Annotated in this window: 13 protein-coding genes; 4 read left to right on the forward strand and 9 right to left on the reverse strand. The window is 62.7% G+C overall.

Annotation, left to right across the window (positions count from 1 at the left end; all coding sequences use genetic code 11):
* Position 1: 1 nt before the first annotated feature.
* The 6 genes from V6767_RS03925 to V6767_RS03950 all read right to left on the reverse strand — a co-directional run bounded on the left by V6767_RS03925 (position 2) and on the right by V6767_RS03950 (position 6,515).
* Positions 2-811 carry a carbohydrate ABC transporter permease gene (locus V6767_RS03925; RefSeq protein WP_448472239.1) on the reverse strand — a complete coding sequence of 270 codons (810 nt, stop codon included), beginning with the start codon at positions 809-811 and terminating at the stop codon, positions 2-4.
* Positions 801-1,670, reverse strand: a complete 870-nt coding sequence (locus tag V6767_RS03930) for a carbohydrate ABC transporter permease (RefSeq protein ID WP_448472240.1) — start codon at positions 1,668-1,670, stop codon at positions 801-803. The genes V6767_RS03925 and V6767_RS03930 overlap by 11 nt, the downstream gene beginning before the upstream one ends.
* Positions 1,671-1,773: 103 nt before the next feature.
* Positions 1,774-3,030 (reverse strand): ABC transporter substrate-binding protein, encoded by a 1,257-nt coding sequence (locus tag V6767_RS03935; protein ID WP_448472241.1) that lies wholly within the window; start codon positions 3,028-3,030, stop codon positions 1,774-1,776.
* 522 nt (positions 3,031-3,552) lie between these two features.
* Complete coding sequence (locus V6767_RS03940; RefSeq protein ID WP_448472242.1) at positions 3,553-4,308, reverse strand: ABC transporter ATP-binding protein; 756 nt, start codon at positions 4,306-4,308, stop codon at positions 3,553-3,555.
* Positions 4,302-5,369 carry a FecCD family ABC transporter permease gene (locus V6767_RS03945; RefSeq protein ID WP_448472243.1) on the reverse strand — a complete coding sequence of 356 codons (1,068 nt, stop codon included), beginning with the start codon at positions 5,367-5,369 and terminating at the stop codon, positions 4,302-4,304. Before V6767_RS03945 ends, V6767_RS03940 begins: the two co-directional genes overlap by 7 nt.
* Before the next feature lie 9 nt (positions 5,370-5,378).
* Positions 5,379-6,515 carry an ABC transporter substrate-binding protein gene (locus V6767_RS03950; RefSeq protein ID WP_448472244.1) on the reverse strand — a complete coding sequence of 379 codons (1,137 nt, stop codon included), beginning with the start codon at positions 6,513-6,515 and terminating at the stop codon, positions 5,379-5,381.
* Positions 6,516-6,629: 114 nt separating this feature from the next.
* Between V6767_RS03950 and V6767_RS03955 the strand changes: the two genes are divergently transcribed.
* Positions 6,630-7,418, forward strand: coding sequence for a class I SAM-dependent methyltransferase (locus tag V6767_RS03955; RefSeq protein ID WP_448472245.1), 789 nt, complete (start codon positions 6,630-6,632; stop codon positions 7,416-7,418).
* Positions 7,419-7,655: 237 nt separating this feature from the next.
* Here V6767_RS03955 and fabD read toward each other — a convergent pair whose 3' ends face one another.
* Positions 7,656-8,522, reverse strand: a complete 867-nt coding sequence (gene fabD, locus V6767_RS03960) for an ACP S-malonyltransferase (protein WP_448472246.1) — start codon at positions 8,520-8,522, stop codon at positions 7,656-7,658.
* 29 nt (positions 8,523-8,551) lie between these two features.
* On the opposite strand from fabD, the gene V6767_RS03965 reads away from it, so the two are divergent.
* Positions 8,552-9,322 carry a 4'-phosphopantetheinyl transferase family protein gene (locus V6767_RS03965; RefSeq protein WP_448472247.1) on the forward strand — a complete coding sequence of 257 codons (771 nt, stop codon included), beginning with the start codon at positions 8,552-8,554 and terminating at the stop codon, positions 9,320-9,322.
* A gap of 53 nt (positions 9,323-9,375) precedes the next feature.
* Here the strand turns inward: V6767_RS03965 and V6767_RS03970 are convergent, their stop codons facing one another.
* Together V6767_RS03970 and V6767_RS03975 are read right to left on the reverse strand one after the other, a co-directional pair.
* Positions 9,376-11,118, reverse strand: coding sequence for an alpha/beta fold hydrolase (locus tag V6767_RS03970; protein ID WP_448472248.1), 1,743 nt, complete (start codon positions 11,116-11,118; stop codon positions 9,376-9,378).
* Between the two features lie 3 nt (positions 11,119-11,121).
* On the reverse strand, positions 11,122-13,410 hold the full coding sequence (locus V6767_RS03975) for an AMP-binding protein (protein WP_448472249.1): 2,289 nt from the start codon (positions 13,408-13,410) through the stop codon (positions 11,122-11,124).
* Between the two features lie 125 nt (positions 13,411-13,535).
* On the opposite strand from V6767_RS03975, the gene V6767_RS03980 reads away from it, so the two are divergent.
* Together V6767_RS03980 and V6767_RS03985 are read left to right on the forward strand one after the other, a co-directional pair.
* Positions 13,536-15,050, forward strand: a complete 1,515-nt coding sequence (locus V6767_RS03980; RefSeq protein WP_448472250.1) for an FAD/NAD(P)-binding protein — start codon at positions 13,536-13,538, stop codon at positions 15,048-15,050.
* Between the two features lie 84 nt (positions 15,051-15,134).
* Positions 15,135-15,398: a phosphopantetheine-binding protein gene (locus V6767_RS03985; protein ID WP_448472251.1), complete on the forward strand. Its 264-nt coding sequence runs from the start codon at positions 15,135-15,137 to the stop codon at positions 15,396-15,398.
* Positions 15,399-15,464: the final 66 nt, after the last annotated feature.

Consider the following 15,464-nt stretch of genomic DNA (forward strand, 5'->3'; position numbering starts at 1 on the left):
ATTATTTCACGGCGCCCATGGTGATGCCGCGGATCAGGTGGCGTTCGACGAGCACGAATCCGAGGATCACCGGCAGGAGCGAGATGGTGGAGGCGGCCATCACCAGCGGCCAGTCGATCAGTCCTTCGCCGGGGTTGAGGCGGTAAAGATGCGCGAGGCCGACCTGCAGGGTGTAGAGGTTCTCGCGGCTGGTGGCGACCAGCGGCCAGATGTAGTTGTTCCACTCGCCGATGAAGATGTAGAGCCCCATCGAAAGGATGGCGGGCTTGGCGATCGGCACGATTACGCGCCAGAGCACCTTCATGGGCGTCGCGCCATCCATATAGGCGGCCTCATCGAGCGCCTTCGGAATGCCGCGGATATATTGCCTAAGGAAGAAGGCGGCGAAGCCGTTCGAAATCGCCGGCAAGATCAGTCCGGCATAGGTGTCCAGCAGGCCGGCATCGGCAAGCGTCAGATAGTTCGGGATCAGGCTGATATGGCTCGGGATCATCAGCGTCGCCACCGTTGCGGCAAACAGGAGGTTGTTGCCGGGAAAGGTGAAGCGGGCAAAGGCGAAGGCTGCCATGGTGGCGAAGGCCGTGCCGATGACGGTGACCGCGCCGGAAACGATGATGCTGTTGAACAGATAGCGGGCGAAATTGTACTGGCCGACGGCGACCTCGTAGTTGACGAGGGTGAAATGCACCGTGCCGGTATAATAGGCCGTCGAGGTCTGGAACGACATCCAGATCGAATAGAGCACCGGCGACAGGAACAATAGGCCGGCGACAAGGGCGAGGCCGGAGAGGATGGGGTTATCAGGCTTCATAGTGAACCCTCCGTCCGAGGACGCGCGATTTGAACACGGCAAGTCCCACCAGGAGAACGAACAGCAGCACGGCGAGCGCCGAGCCCTGGCCGATATCGAAGAGCGTGAAGCCGATCTGGTAGAGCCGGTTGACGAGGAGATCGGTCGCACCGGCGGGGCCGCCCTTGGTCATGACGTCGACCAGCGTGAACACCTGGAACGCCTCGATCACGGAAATGACCAGCAGGAAATAGGTGGTCGGCATGACGAGCGGGAAGGTGACACGGCGGAACACATGGCGCCTCTTTCCGCCGTCGACGGCAGCGGCATCGTAGAGCTCCTGCGGGATCGCCTGCAGGCCGGCAATATAGATGACCACGTCATAGCCGAGCTGCTTCCAGGTGTTGATGAAGATCAGCACGCCAAGCGCCAGGTCCGGGTTCTGCATCCACCGCACCTTGTCGATGCCGACAATGCCGAGCAGACCGTTCATCATCCCGAAATCGGTGGAGAACACCCAGGAGAACACCACCGCGATGGAGACCGTCGAGGTCACCGACGGCAGGAACAGGGCGCCGCGCAGAATGCGCCGGGCAAACGTCTCGCGGGTCAGCGCGCTCGCAAACCAGAGCGCCAGGCCGAGACGGATCGGCACGGAGATGACGGCGAAGACGGTCGTCACCCACAGCGAATTCCAGAACGCATCCGAGCGGAACAGGACCCGGTAATTGTCGAAGCCGACAAAGGGCTTGTCTGCCGACATGAAGTCCCACTGGCGGAAACTGAGATCGACGCTGGTGACGATCGGGATATAGGTGAACACCGCGATGAACAGCATCAGCGGCAGAACGAAGAGATAGGGCGTCAGCTTGCGCAGCATGGGCGGCTTCCTGTGCTGCCGGGTTTGCCGGCAGGCGGTTGGCGGCTTGGCCCGCGCGCCGGAGCGGGCGCGCGGGCCTTTGCGACTGTCCTGATTTCAGCGCTTACTTGGCGAGGCGGTCGGCCTCTTCGCGGGTGCGGGCGGCAAAGTCATCGAGCGCCGACTGCACATCCTTGGTGCCGAGCGCCATGGCCTGCCAGACGTCGTATTCGTTGGCGCGCATCCAGGTGACGATCGGCGGGCGCGGGCGGCCGCGGGCGAAGTCGAGCTGGTCGATGGCAACCGTGATGCCCTCTTCGTTGGCGATCGCTTCGGCCGCGCGCGGCTGGTCAGCGGTCTTCTTGTTGATCGGCATATAGCCGGTCGCGGCAAACCAGATCGCGTTCGATTCGGGGTTGGCCGCAAACGAGATGAACTTGTAGGCCGCATTCTTCACATCCTCATCGGCGGAGGACAGGATACCAATGCCGGCGCCGCCGATCGGAACCGAGCAGACCTTGTTGCATGGCATGGGCAGCACGACGACGCTGTCGCCAAGCGCTTTCTTGACGTCGCCGTAGTCGCCGGTCGAGTTCATCATCATGCCGGCATGGCCGGACAGGAACACCTGCTTGTCGGTGGATTCGTCGGTCACGCCATCGGGCGACGCGACGCCATCCTTCACCAGCGAGGCCATCCATTCATAGGCTTCGACCGTGTTGGGGCTGTCGATCAGAATGTCGCCGGACCTGGAGTCGATCAGGTCGCTGTCGTTCGACATGATCAGGCCCCAGCGGGCGAACTGGCCCGGAGACGTCATGCCCATGACATCTTCACCGCCCAGAGTATCGGTGATCTTCGAAGCGGCGGACTTGATGTCGTCATAGGTGACGAGCGGCGGCAGCTCGGCGTAGCCGGCCTTCCCGAAAATGTCCTTGTTGACGTAGAGAACCGGCGTCGAGGAGTTGAACGGGATGATGTAGTTCTTGTCCTGATAGACGCCGACCTCGCGGGCGAAATTGAACAGGTCGCCAGAAAGCGGATCGTTGGCGAGCTGTTCGGAGAGATCGTCAAGAACGCCGCGATCGGCGAACAGGCCGTAGCGGGTGACCTCCATGATCACCGCGTCGGGCGCGCGGCGGGCCGGAATAGCCGCCTGGAGCTTGGCGACGATGTCGTTGTAATTGCCGATGAACTGGGCATCGATGGTGATATCGGGGTTCGCCGCTTCGAAATTGTCGATGATCTCGGCAAGCGCTTTGCCGTTTTCGCGATCGTCGGCGAAGCTGTGCCAGAATTCGACGGTGGTTTCGGCGGCGAAAGCAACGGATGCCGTCAGGGTGAGGGCGCCGGCAAGAAGGCATGCGGAAAGTCTGTTCATGGAGATGATCCTTTGCAATCATAATTGCAGTGTGATGGCTTCTTGCAATTATTCTGCTATGACGACAGTCCGATGAATGGAAGATGAAGCTTTGACAACAAAGCAAGCCTGGGTCTGGCTTCGCATCGTCGGCGTTCAAGGGGGCGAGGCATTCCCCGGGTTGGGCCTCCGGTTATGTGCGGAGAATCCTTCCGCCAGGCCAGAGGCAGGTGCGGTCCCCTAGGTCCGTAGGCTCGTGGCCGCCCGCGTTGCTCAACTTGCTCTTCTGCGACAAGATCATGCATGCGGACCGACAGCCAGTCCTGAGGCAAGAATGTCAAGAAGCGGTTGTGTTCAATCAGCCCTGCTTTGAGCCGAACAGGAAGCAGAGCGTCGGCGTATTGGTCCCCTTGACCTTTGTGAGGTCGAAGGTTGAGGTTCCTTCATGGCAGCGTTGCCATGCCGAGTGCACGAAGCTCTTCCAAAGCAACGCCGTTGACAGGTTCCTTAGCTTTGCAGACCGGTCAGGCCCTTTCTTGTCGTTCAGGCAATCGACGTTCCATCGACAATCACATGGTCATAGTCCATGGAGCATTTCTCGATGCGGGCTTGGATCCGGTAGACATCCCTCAGCATGTCGACAGTGACGACGTCGCGCGGCGTTCCGCAGGCCCTCATCCGGCCATTCTCGATCACGATGACCTTGTCGGCGAAGCGCAGCGCCTGGTTGAGGTCGTGGATCGCAATCAGGACGATCATGCCCCGGGTCTGAGCCTGCCTACGCATGAAGTCCAGCACCTCGACCTGCCGATGAAGGTCGAGGGCGCTTGTCGGCTCGTCCATCAGCATGATTTCCGGCTCGCGCGACAGCGCCTGCGCGATCGACACGAGCTGCCGCTGGCCGCCCGAAAGCGCGCCGAGGTCGCGAAAGGCAATCGACACGATATTGAGCGCTCGCATTATCTCATCGATCAGCCTTGTGTCCTCGTCGCTCACCGACCAGGACTTTCCCTGCTTGCGGGCAAGAAGGATCGATTCGTAGACCGTCAGCACCGCATTCGCCGATGTATCCTGCGGCATATAGCTCATGGCGTTCTTTGCCCTGGAACCCTCGACGCGCACTTCGCCCGGGCCCTTCAGGATGCCGGTGATGCGTTTGAACAGCGTCGACTTGCCGGCGGCGTTCGGTCCGATGACAGCAACCAGTTCGCCAGCCCTCATCGGCGGCGTGGTCACATCTTCAACGAAGAGTTTTCGGCCGTGATAGGCGCCGACCGATTGAAGCTGCAGGGCTACCATGAGCGGCTCCTGTTGGAGATGATGAGCGAGAAGAAGAAGGGAACGCCGACCAGGGCGGTGATGATCCCGATCGGAAAAACAACGCCGGGAACGATGGATTTCGAAACGATCGAGGTCACGGACAGAAGCAGAGCGCCCGAGAGGAGGGAGCCCGGCAGAAAGAACCGCTGATCCTCGCCGAGGATCATGCGGGCGATGTGCGGACCAACCAGGCCGACAAAGCCGATCGTGCCGACGAAGCTGACCGGTACGGCCGCCAGCAGCGAGATGATCAGCATGGTTTCGAGCCGGATGCGACGGACATTGATGCCGAAGCTTGCGGCCTTGTCCTCGCCCAGCCGGATTGCGGTGAGCGCCCAGGCGTTGCGGGCGAAAAGCGGCACGGCCATCACCAGAACCGCAAGCGTTACCCAGATCTTCGGCCATGTTGCCTTGGTGAGGCTGCCCATGGTCCAGAACACGACGGCAGAAAGCGCCTGCTCGGACGCGAGATATTGCAGGAATGCCAGAAGCGCATTGAACGAAAACACCAGAGCGATGCCGAGCAGCACCACGGTTTGCACCGACACGCCGCGCAATTGCGAGACGAAGTGGATGAAAAGCGTCGCGGCCAGCGCCACGATGAAGGCGTTGACGGGAACAAGCATGCCGGCGGCGACGGGGACGAGCGAAATACTGGTAACGATGCCAAGCGCTGCGCCAAAGCTTGCGGCGGCGGAAATGCCCAGCGTGAACGGGCTCGCCAGCGGATTGGCGAGGATGGTCTGCATCTGCGCACCCGCCAGCGAAAGGGCGGCTCCCACCACAATCGCCATCACTGCGACGGGCATGCGGATATCCCAGACCACGGTGCGCACTTGCACGGAGACGGATGACGGGTTGAAGATCGCGGTCAGTACCTCGCCAAGCCCGTACCGCGCCGGCCCCCAAGCGAGGTCGATCGCAAAAGACAGGAAAAGAAGCGCCGAAAGTCCGAAGAGGATCAGCAGCTTGCGCCGGGCAAGGGCGCGATATCGCGCGCCCCCGGCTTCAGCCTCGATCATGTCTATCGAAGCATCCATGATTTCGGCCTACTGCGCCGGCTTGATGTCAGCCCAGTAGCCCGGCTGGTAATCGATCGGCAGGAATTTCTCGTGGAACTCCGCAAACGTCGCGTCCGGGTCGAGATCGGCAAAAAGCTCGGGGTGGAACCACTTGGCAAGTTGCTGGACGGCTACGAACTGGTATGGGCTGGTATAGAACTGATGCCAGATCGCATGAACGTCGTCGTTCGCCACCGCCTTGGACCCGGTAAAGGCCGGGTGCTCCATCAGCGTCTGCAGCACCGCGCTGTTTTCCTCCGCGGCGGACGCGGAGCCCGGGCCGACATTGACGAAGCCGCTGGCATCTTCCGTATTGGACCAGTTGGCGCCGGTGATGACGATCACATCGGGATTGGACGCCAGAACCTGCTCGGCATTTATGGATCCGGTATAGCCCGGCAGGAAATCAGAGCCGATATTGTGGCCGCCGGCCCAGTCGACCATGAGGCCGAAATTGTCCGGGCCGAAGGTTCCGCAGCACTCCACCAGACCGGCGGCACGGTACATGAAGACGTCAGGCTCCTCCGGTTGCGCCGCTTCCAGCGTGTCCGTGACCCGCGCCATCTGTGCGTTCCAGTAATCGGCGACGGCCTCGGCGCGCTCCTCATGTCCAAAGAGCTTGCCGAGCACTTCAAGGCTCGGTTCGGTATTTTCCAGAATGTGCTCGCGGAAATCGATATAGACGATCTTCGTGCCGGTCTCGGCCAGCGTCGCCTCAAGCCCGATTTCGTCGGCTGCTTCCTTGTCGCCGATCGGCAGAAGCAGCACGTCGGCATCAAGATCGACCACGGTCTCGATCGAAAGCGTGCCATTGGAAAGACGGCCAAGGAAGGGAATGTCGGCGGCTTCAGGGAACTTCGCGACATAGGCGGTGTAGCCGCCCTTGTCGTTCATGTACATGTCATTGCGCCATCCGACGACCTTCTCGAAAGGATTTTCCTTCTCGATCGGCGCCAGCCCGTAGATCATCCGGCCCTCGCCGAGGATCACGCGCTCGACCGGTGCATCGAAGCTGACCGCGCGACCTGCCACATCCTCAACCGTGAAGGACTGGGCGAAGGCGGAAAGCGGCAGCAGGGACGCGACGGCGGCTGTGGAGCCGGCAAACAATCTCACCAAATTCATTCTGGAAAACTCCCTTATCTCATCGGATGAAGTGAGGCTTATAAAACATGACTTGCTGAATCAAGTTTTATGTTTTAGAGCCTTTCCAAAGTGTTAGAGCGACATGAGTGTCTGATGAACGAGCCGAAGAGCAATTATTCCATCCGCGATGAAATCCGCGACTACTGGTCGGAAAGAGCCAGAACGTTCGATCAGAGCGTCGGCCACGAGATTTTTTCGGATGCCGAACGACGAGGCTGGCAGCGACTTATTCGAAAGCATCTCGGCGAAGGCCAGGGACGTCGCGCCCTGGACCTTGCCTGCGGAACGGCGGTGATCTCGCATCTGTTGCATGACCTCGGCTTCTCGGTCACCGGCCTGGACTGGTCCGATACCATGCTGGCTCTGGCGCGCGCCAAGGCGGAAAGCCGCAATGCCGATATCCGGTTCATCACGGGGGACGCGGAAAACACGCTGGAGCAACCCGAAACCTATGACGTGATCACCAACCGGCACCTGGTCTGGACGCTGGTCGATCCGCCGGTAGCGTTTCGCGAGTGGTTCTCGCTGCTCAAGCCCGGCGGGAAGATTTTGATCGTCGATGGGAACATGGGCAAGACGACCTGGGTGAAGGGCCTGCAGGCGTACTGGACCCGCATGACCGGCAAGGACCTTTCCGGGCCGATCAGCACAGATATGGCAGAGCGGCTTCGTGATATCAGGACGCGGGTCTATTTCTCTGACCAAATGCCGGCCAGCGCGGTTGCCGCGCTGCTGGAGGAAGCAGGCTTCGAAAACATCGTCATCGACCGCAAGCTCACCGATATCCACTGGGCACAGGCCCGCAAGATGCCCTTCCTGCGCGGTCTCGACCGAATGTTCCAGGAACGCTTCGCCATCTGTGCCGAGAAGCCAAACCGATAGGAACGAGCCGCAGCCGGAGCGGCCTTTAACTGGCGTTTGCGCCAACGGCGCATTATGCATTGGACTGACGAGAGATGCGCGAGGATTTTTTTTGGCCTCGCCGCGCGGGTTGTCGGCGATGTCGAACACGCGCTCAGGCTTGCGGCTTTCAGGCCTCGCCCTAGGGAGGGAGCTTGCCGCAAGATCAAGAGCCGCGATCGGGCCGGGGCGACGTCTCCGGTGGAGCCGGCCGGGTCCTCACTCTCTGGCCGGTGGTATTCTGGCGACCAGACGCGTCAGGACATCGCCGGGTCCAGCCTCAATGAATTCCTTGGCGCCATCCGCCTTCAGATGGGCGATGCCTGGCGCCCACAGCACTCTGGACGACAACTGATCCACCAGCAGGCTGCGGACCGAAGGTCCCGGATCGGTCGTGGCGGGATAGGCTCGGGCGGTCACGTTCGCCACCACCGGCAGGCGTGCCTGCCGGAACGCGATGGTTTTGAGATACGCCTGGAAACCGGCCGCCGCCGGCCTCATGAAGCGAGAGTGAAAGGCCGCTCCCACGGAAAGGGGAATGAAGGCGCGCGCGCCCGCCTTCATCATTTCCGCTTCCGCAGCGCCGATGGCCTGGAGCGAACCGGAGATCACCAGCTGATCGGGCGCGTTCACATTCGCGATGTCCACGTCCCCGATGGCCGCGAGGCATTGCGTAACCGCCGCTTCATCGAGGCCGATCACGGCGGCCATGCCGCCCTCGCGCTGGCGCGCCATCAACTGGCCGCGATGCGTCACCATGGAGAGCCCGGTGAGGAGGTCGAAGGCGCCGGCGGCCTGCAGCGCATTGTATTCGCCGAGGCTGTGGCCGATGAACCGGCTCGGCCGCTTTCCCGTCGCCAGAAGCTGTTCGCAGGTGAGAGCGTTGACGATATAGAGGCACGGCTGGGTGATGTCGGTCCGCCGCAGGGTTTCCTCATCGCCATTGAGGCAGGTTTCCCGGACGCTGAAACCGGCGATCCGGTCTATCCGGCTTTCGAGCGGGCCGAACATCCGGCTTGTGTCGAACAGGTCCTTGCCCATGCCGGGAAATTGTGATCCTTGTCCTGGAAACATGAATACGAGCATGGATTGGCTCTTTCTTGGATGGAATTGTTATGTCCGACTCCGTAGAGAGGGAAGCGGGCCACCTGCCGCCAGCGGCTTCCGGCACGGGGCCCGCAGCGGATACCGTCGATGTCTGGTGGATGGACCTCGGCCAATTCGGCCCTGAGAGGCAAGTGACGGCGCTCAGCCTTCTCGACCCTGCGGAACGTGTCCGTCACGCCGCCTTCATATCCGAGCCGGCGCGCCAGCAGTTTCTCGCCGGCCGGGCGCTGGTGCGCACTTGCCTTTCCCGCTACGGCGGCCTGTCTCCACACGAGTGGCGCTTTCGCGCGAACCGCTACGGGCGGCCCTTTGTCGATGAGCGCTGCGGGCCAAGCGGGCTCTATTTCAATCTTTCGCATACCGAGGGCATGGCGGTCTGCGCCATTGCGGGATTTGGCGAAGTCGGCGTCGACGTCGAAGGTTGCGACCGCCATGCGGCGATCGAGGAACTTGGCGAAACCGTGCTCGCGCCCGCGGAACTGGCACAGCTGTCGGGTCTGACGGGGGCCGAGCGGCAAAAGCGGTTTTATCGGTTCTGGACCCTCAAGGAAGCCTATCTGAAGGCCCGCGGCGTCGGCCTGTCGCTGCCGATGCCCGACATAAGGTTCGATCTGTCCGCGATGCTGCCTTCGGTCGCCTTTGCGGGCGTCGTTGACGATGCTGCGGAGCGCTGGAGCTTTCGGATGATCGCTCCCGGCGCCGGACACATAGTGGCCGTGGCCGCGGCAGTGCCGGACGCGGCCCTGACGCTGCGCGTGTTCGAGGCCGCCTCGCCTTGAGGGATCGCCCTTCGAGCGCGCTCCGGTAAGGAGAAGCCGCCGTCCTGCGCGCATCAGCGGCCATCCACGGTCGGCGTCGCGCCGGCAATAGGACCGGGCGAGCGGTCGCGCCGGTGGCCGGCCGCCTCGATTGCATCCGCCTGATCCTGTTGCTCCATGACCTGTGCAATGCGGCGGGCGATCGCTTCGATGCAGGGCTGGCGCATGATCGAATAGTGATCGCCGTCGAGGCCGACGATTTCCGCCTGCGGCATCAGTTCGCGCCATTCCCGACAGATGCGGTCGAAACCCTCCTGAAGGCGGGCGGCAAACAGCAGGGCGGGAGCGCTGGAATGCGAGGGTCGGTGGCGCTCCAGGGCTGTGCTCCCGGCCTCGAAAACGCGGTAAACGTTCTCGAGTCGGGCCGCCTCGGAGGCGACTCCGGCCTCCTCCAGACGGTTCGCGAGAATTGCGATGCGGTCGCCCAGAGGTAAAGCGATCTCGTTTTCGCTCCATCGGTGCGGGCTCAGGCCGGCGATCGCCTCGATATCGGCGGCGAAATGGAGAAATCGCTTCTGATCGGAAACCGGCGCGGTGTCGGGGACGACGCTGTCGATCATGGCCAAAAGGCCGCGTGAACCGTCGAGGCGACGTGCCATCTCCTGCACGACCAGTCCGCCGAGCGACCAGCCAACCATATGAAAGCGACCATCGGGCCGGATCGCTCTGATCTCGTCGAGATAGCGTTCGGCCATGGCGGGGATCGAGGAAAGTGGCGTTTCTTCTCTGGAAGTGAGCCCCGGCGCGCGCAGGCCGTAGATTGCTCGCTCGCCCGGCAGAAGTTGCGCGAGCAGGGCATAGCACATCACATTGCCGCCGATCGGGTGGATGCAGAACAGCGGCGCGATAGCATCGTTTCCCCTGCGGATCGGAACGATCAGCGCGTCATCCGCCGTAGCGCCGTCGCCGTTCGCGATCGCGTCGGCGAGCGCTGCGATAGTCGGGTGGCTCATGAGCATCGCGAACGAAACGGGCGTGCCGCATCGCTTCTCCAGCCGCGCCATCAGGCGCATCCCTGCAAACGAGGAGCCGCCAAGCGCAAAGAAATTGTCGTCCCGGCCGATCGGTCCGGCAATCGCCAGAACGTCCTGCCACAGGGCGGCGATTTCGGTCTCGAGCCCCGCCTGCGGGGCCGCGTATGGGCGCGTCTTGCGGCCGGTCGCGGCGAAATCGGGCGCGGGCAGGGCGGAGCGGATGACCTTGCCGTTGTCGTTCAGCGGCAGCCTGTCCAGACTCATGAAAAATGCGGGGACCATATAGGCCGGCAAGGTCGCGCGCAGTCTTTCCCTCAAGGCTTTGATGTCGGGCGTTGCGTTGCGAGCAACGATATAGGCCACGAGGTGGCGGGTTCCGGTACTGTCGCTGGCAGCCGACACGATCGCGCCGGCAACCTCCGGCATGGCAAGCAGAGCGGCCTCGACCTCTGCGCATTCTACGCGATAGCCTTGGATCTTGACCTGGAAATCCGTCCTGCCGAGAAATTCGATTTCGCCATCGGTGAGATAGCGGCCCATGTCGCCAGTGCGATAAAGGCGTTCCCCGGTTCTTGGATGGATAATGAAATTCGCTGCGGTTTTTTCCGGATCCTTCCAGTAGCCGAGCGCCACGCCGATGCCGCCGATGTGGAGATCGCCGGGAACCCAGGGCGGGCAGAGCCGCAGTTCCTTGTCCAGCACATGGATCGACTGGTGGTCCATGGCATGGCCATAGGGGATCGACCGCCATTCCGGGTCCATGTTTGCGATCGGGTAGAGCACCGACTAGATCGACGCTTCCGTCGCCCCGCCAAGGCTGCAGATGTCCGCGTCGGGTGCGGCGATCCGGATCTGCGGAGGCAGTGATAGCGGAATCCAGTCGCCGCTCAGCATGACGAGCCGCAACGAGGAAAGGACCGGTTCGCGGGCCTCCTCGGCGGCCAGCTGCATCAGGGCGGGAACAGAGTTCCAGATCGTTACGGCGTGGTCTCGCACGAGCTTTTGCCAGTGCGCCGGGTCGCGGGTGCCGTCCCGATCGGGCATGACGATCGTCGCACCGGCCGCAAGCGTGCCGAAGATGTCGTAGACCGAAAGATCGAAGCTGAGCGAGGAGAGCGCCAGCACTCGGTCGCTTTTCTTCAGCTCGAAGCGTTTGTTGAGATCGACGATCGTGTTCCAGGCGCCGCGATGGTCAATCATAACGCCCTTCGGTGTGCCGGTGGAGCCGGATGTGAAGATGACATAGGCGAGGTCCGTCGCCTTGAAGGCGGTGGTTGTCCGGACCGGGGCTGGGCCGGCAGGCTCATCGAGCCCGTCGACCGGGATCGTCTGAAGGGTCTCCGGCCAGGACAGGCGGCTCTCCAGTTCCCTGCGGGTGAGGGCGATCCGGGCGCCGCTGCTCTTCATGAGAAGCGCGCGCCTTTCATCGGGCAGGTCGGGATCGACCGGCACATAGGCGGCGCCGGCATAGAGGATGCCCAGCACGGCCGCGACCTGTTCCCACCCTTTGTCGAGCACCACGGCAACGAGCGTTCCAGGCGCGGTTCGGCTGTCCCTCAGTGCACGGGCGACCGCCAGCGCGCGGTCGCGTAGCCTCGCGTAGCTGATGCTGCCTGTCGACGAGATGATCGCGGTCTTGTCGGGGTGAGAAGCGGCCTGATGCTCGAACATCTCTTCCAGACGCTGAGGCTCCAGGGCGGGTTGCGCCGCCGGCGTCGGGTCGGGGCGGGTCCTGGCCAGGGGATCGTCCTGGTCCCAGAGCGCCTCATCTTCAGCAAGAGCCGTCATCAGTGCGAGATGGGCTTCGCTCATTTTGTCGACAAAGCCGGTGGGGACGATTTCCGCCGCATAGTCCCAATTGAAGATCGCCGAACCGTCGGGGCCGAAATGGAGCTGATGGTCCAGGTGGACCTGCGGCACCTGCAGGCGCGACGCCTGGTGGCGGATTGCGGCGGGTGCCGGTTCGGCTGCGGAAGGGCGGGGGGCGTTGACCGCCGTGAACGTGACGGGAATGCCAATGGTCGCGCCCGCACCGGATCGCTGCTGCAGCGCCCGGGTCATGTCGATGCCGCTGACTTCCATATGTTCGACATCGCGCAGGAATTGCGACTGGAGCGCTCGCGCCCGGCCGACGAAGCCCGCGTTGGCGGATCGATCCACTTCAAGCAGGATCGTCGTGCCAAAATTGCCGATCGTGCGCTCGGCATCGGGAAGACATTGGAACCGGCCGGAATGCAGCAGGGTGATCGCGAACTCCTCGCTCCCCGAGGCGCGCGCAAGCACTTCGGTGTAGGCCGCGCAGGCAAGCAGGCTTGGCGTGAGCCGGCGGGTCGCGCAGATGCGCATGAGCTTTTGCCACTGAGCCTTCGGAAGGGTGCGGGCGATATGGCGGAATGTCGGTCGTGCCCCCGGCTGACGCCGAGGGCTCAGTGGCAAAGCGGGCGGGCCAGGGAAGGTTTGAAGGCGCGGTTGCCAGTAGGACCACGCGCGTTTCCGGCTTGCGCCGGCGCGCCGTTGGCACTGATCTTCGACATAGGCGGGAAAGCGCAGCGCGATCTCCGGCAGGTCCGTCTCGGGCTCTAGGATCAGTGCGGTCAGTTCCTGCAGCAGGATGTGAAAGCTCCACCCGTCCATCATCCATAGCGCGAATGAAATATGCAGTCGCAGCCCGGCATCGTCGCGGGTGGCGCGGATATCGAATTGCGGCCAGCGGTCCGGCGGCAGGTTGCGTGCCTGCATCGCCGCGCCAAGTTCGCCGCGTCGCGCTTCCGCCTGTTCGGCGCTAAGGCCGCGCAGATCAATGCATTCGGGCTGATAGAAGGGTACGCTCGCCAGGATGCGCTGTTCGCCATTGTCGCAGACGACCGCGCGCAGCATTTCATGGCGTTCGATCAGGGTGTTGAGTGCAGTTTTGAGGGCCTGCGGGTCTCCGCCGGGCAGGTCTGCCTCGCCGTAGTAGCGTGCCGGTACGCTCAGTTCTAGCGCCCCGGATTGCCCGACCCAGTAGGCCTGCTGAATGCCCGCAAGCAGGAACTGCGCATCGACCTGTTCCGTCATGTTTTCGCCCTGGCCCATGCGTCCTCCCCGTCAGCCCCGCCTTGGCTTGCCGGTTCAGTGCCAAGGCTTGCCTTGTATTAATATACTAGTGTAATTATGAGTTCAAGTTTGAGGACCGTACCGTTCAACGGGAGGATAGGCGAATGAGCGACGATATCGGCGGTGACGGCTGGAATGCCGGGCCAGCTTCCTTGCGACAAAGTGCGGAGGCCCACAATGCCGCGGTATCGGCGGCGCTGGCGCTTCGGGGCGGGTTTCCGGAGGACTGGGTCGTACCCCGGAAGGGCATTGATCACGACGTCGTCATCGTCGGTGGCGGCCAATCGGGCGTAGCGATCGCCCTTGCGCTCAAGCGGGCGGGGATCACACGCATTAGCCTCATCGACGCCGCGCGCAGCGGCGAGGAGGGGATTTGGCGCACGACGGCGCGGATGAAATCTCTCCGCTCTCCCAAACAGCTCCCGGGGCCGGAACTGGATGTGCCTGAAATGAGTTTTCGTGCCTGGTACGCCGCCCGCAATGGCGATGAGGCCTATGACGCGCTGCAATCCATACCGCGGCTGGTGTGGGCGCAGTATCTCGATTGGTTCAGGACTATCGCCGGCGTGTCTGTGCGTTATCAAACGCGGCTCGACAGGATTGAAAGCGACGAAAACGGCCTGCGGCTCGCTTTGTCGGTTGACGGCGAAAAACGCATCGAGACGTGCCGGAAAGTGGTTCTCGCCACAGGCTTTCTGGGCGGCGGTTTCGCGCGCATTCCCGACTGGATCAAGAATGAGCTTCCGCCCGAACGGTATGCCCATGCCGATACCATGGTCGATTTCACGGCCCTGAAGGGGCGCAGGCTGGCCGTTTTCGGCGCCGCCTCGTCGGCCTTCGACGCCGCTGCGGTAGCCCTTGAGGCCGGCGTACATTCTGTGCACATGTTCTGCCGGCAGGATGATCTGGAGCGCTATTCGCGCATGCGGGTTCTCTATTATCCCGGATCGGTCGAGCACTTTCCGCGCCTGCCTGACCGACACCGGTGGCACATCATGAATGCGCTCTGCTGCCGTGCCCAAGGCCCGGTCACGGAAACGGTGCGCCGCGCTGCGCAGTTTCAGAATTTTCATCTTCATCTGGGCGTACGCGATGCCGTGCCGGTGTTTGACGGTCGTTCGATCGTGATCGGGGACCTCGCATTCGACTATGTCATCGCGGGCACGGGCTATGGCGTTGACCTCGCCGCGCGACCGGAACTCGCCAGCGTTTCTGACGGGATCGCCTTGTGGGGAGACCGCTATCAGCCGCCGAAGGAGGAGCGGAACGAGGAGCTCGCGCGGTATCCTTACCTCTCACCGGGGTTTGGCCTGACGGCGAAAGGGCCGGACCGGCGCGTCGAGGACATTCATCTTTTCAACGCGGCAGCGATGCTGAGCAACGGCCGCAATCCCGCGGAGGTCAGCGGGTTCCGGCACGGGATACCGCAATTGGTGTCGGCGATCGGCGCTGATCTTTACACGGCCGACGCCGACATGCACGTGAAAAGGGCGTTGACGCCGGTCGAGCCTATCCTGAGCGCAGACGAATACAGGCACAGTATCTGGACTGAGCGCGCGCCGACGTTCTCGCGGAAAGACCGAGCCATGCAGCCGGCCCGGCAAGATGACGCCTATTGATATCAGAAGCCCGGCCAGGACGCGCGCTGGTTGCTCTCGGCTGGGCGGGCCAAGGCCGGATTGGTTCAAGAAAGGGAGACTATGATGAGCGGACACACCGTGATCGACGAAGCCGGCCTTCAGGCTCGGTTATGCGATATAGCCGGCGTTCTTCTGCGGGCCGACACGCCTGCCGCCGAAGACCATTTTCTGGCGCTCGGGGGCGATTCCCTGCTCGCGACGGTCTTTGCCCGCAAGGTCGAGGGCGAGTGCGGACTGCGCCCGTCGCTCGAGGAAATCTTCACGCTGTCCTTTGCCGAAATGGCCGTGGCGCTTGCGGGGCGCCAGAACCGCGCCGCGCGGCCTTAGAGCGCCGTGCATCCATTCGGATGCACAAAGGACGCTCTAACCTATTGAAACTACGCATCGTGCTTT

It is taken from the genome of Martelella sp. FLE1502, assembly GCF_053484255.1.

Excerpts from the sequence above, each read along its gene's own strand:
- V6767_RS03925 (WP_448472239.1), bottom strand. The coding sequence starts at position 811 with ATGAAGCCTGATAACCCCATCCTCTCCGGCCTCGCCCTTGTCGCCGGC.
- V6767_RS03930 (WP_448472240.1), bottom strand. The coding sequence starts at position 1,670 with ATGCTGCGCAAGCTGACGCCCTATCTCTTCGTTCTGCCGCTGATGCTG.
- V6767_RS03935 (WP_448472241.1), bottom strand. The coding sequence starts at position 3,030 with ATGAACAGACTTTCCGCATGCCTTCTTGCCGGCGCCCTCACCCTGACG.
- V6767_RS03940 (WP_448472242.1), bottom strand. The coding sequence starts at position 4,308 with ATGGTAGCCCTGCAGCTTCAATCGGTCGGCGCCTATCACGGCCGAAAA.
- V6767_RS03945 (WP_448472243.1), bottom strand. The coding sequence starts at position 5,369 with ATGGATGCTTCGATAGACATGATCGAGGCTGAAGCCGGGGGCGCGCGA.
- V6767_RS03950 (WP_448472244.1), bottom strand. The coding sequence starts at position 6,515 with ATGAATTTGGTGAGATTGTTTGCCGGCTCCACAGCCGCCGTCGCGTCC.
- V6767_RS03955 (WP_448472245.1), top strand. The coding sequence starts at position 6,630 with ATGAACGAGCCGAAGAGCAATTATTCCATCCGCGATGAAATCCGCGAC.
- fabD (WP_448472246.1), bottom strand. The coding sequence starts at position 8,522 with ATGCTCGTATTCATGTTTCCAGGACAAGGATCACAATTTCCCGGCATG.
- V6767_RS03965 (WP_448472247.1), top strand. The coding sequence starts at position 8,552 with ATGTCCGACTCCGTAGAGAGGGAAGCGGGCCACCTGCCGCCAGCGGCT.
- V6767_RS03975 (WP_448472249.1), bottom strand. The coding sequence starts at position 13,410 with ATGGGCCAGGGCGAAAACATGACGGAACAGGTCGATGCGCAGTTCCTG.
- V6767_RS03980 (WP_448472250.1), top strand. The coding sequence starts at position 13,536 with ATGAGCGACGATATCGGCGGTGACGGCTGGAATGCCGGGCCAGCTTCC.
- V6767_RS03985 (WP_448472251.1), top strand. The coding sequence starts at position 15,135 with ATGAGCGGACACACCGTGATCGACGAAGCCGGCCTTCAGGCTCGGTTA.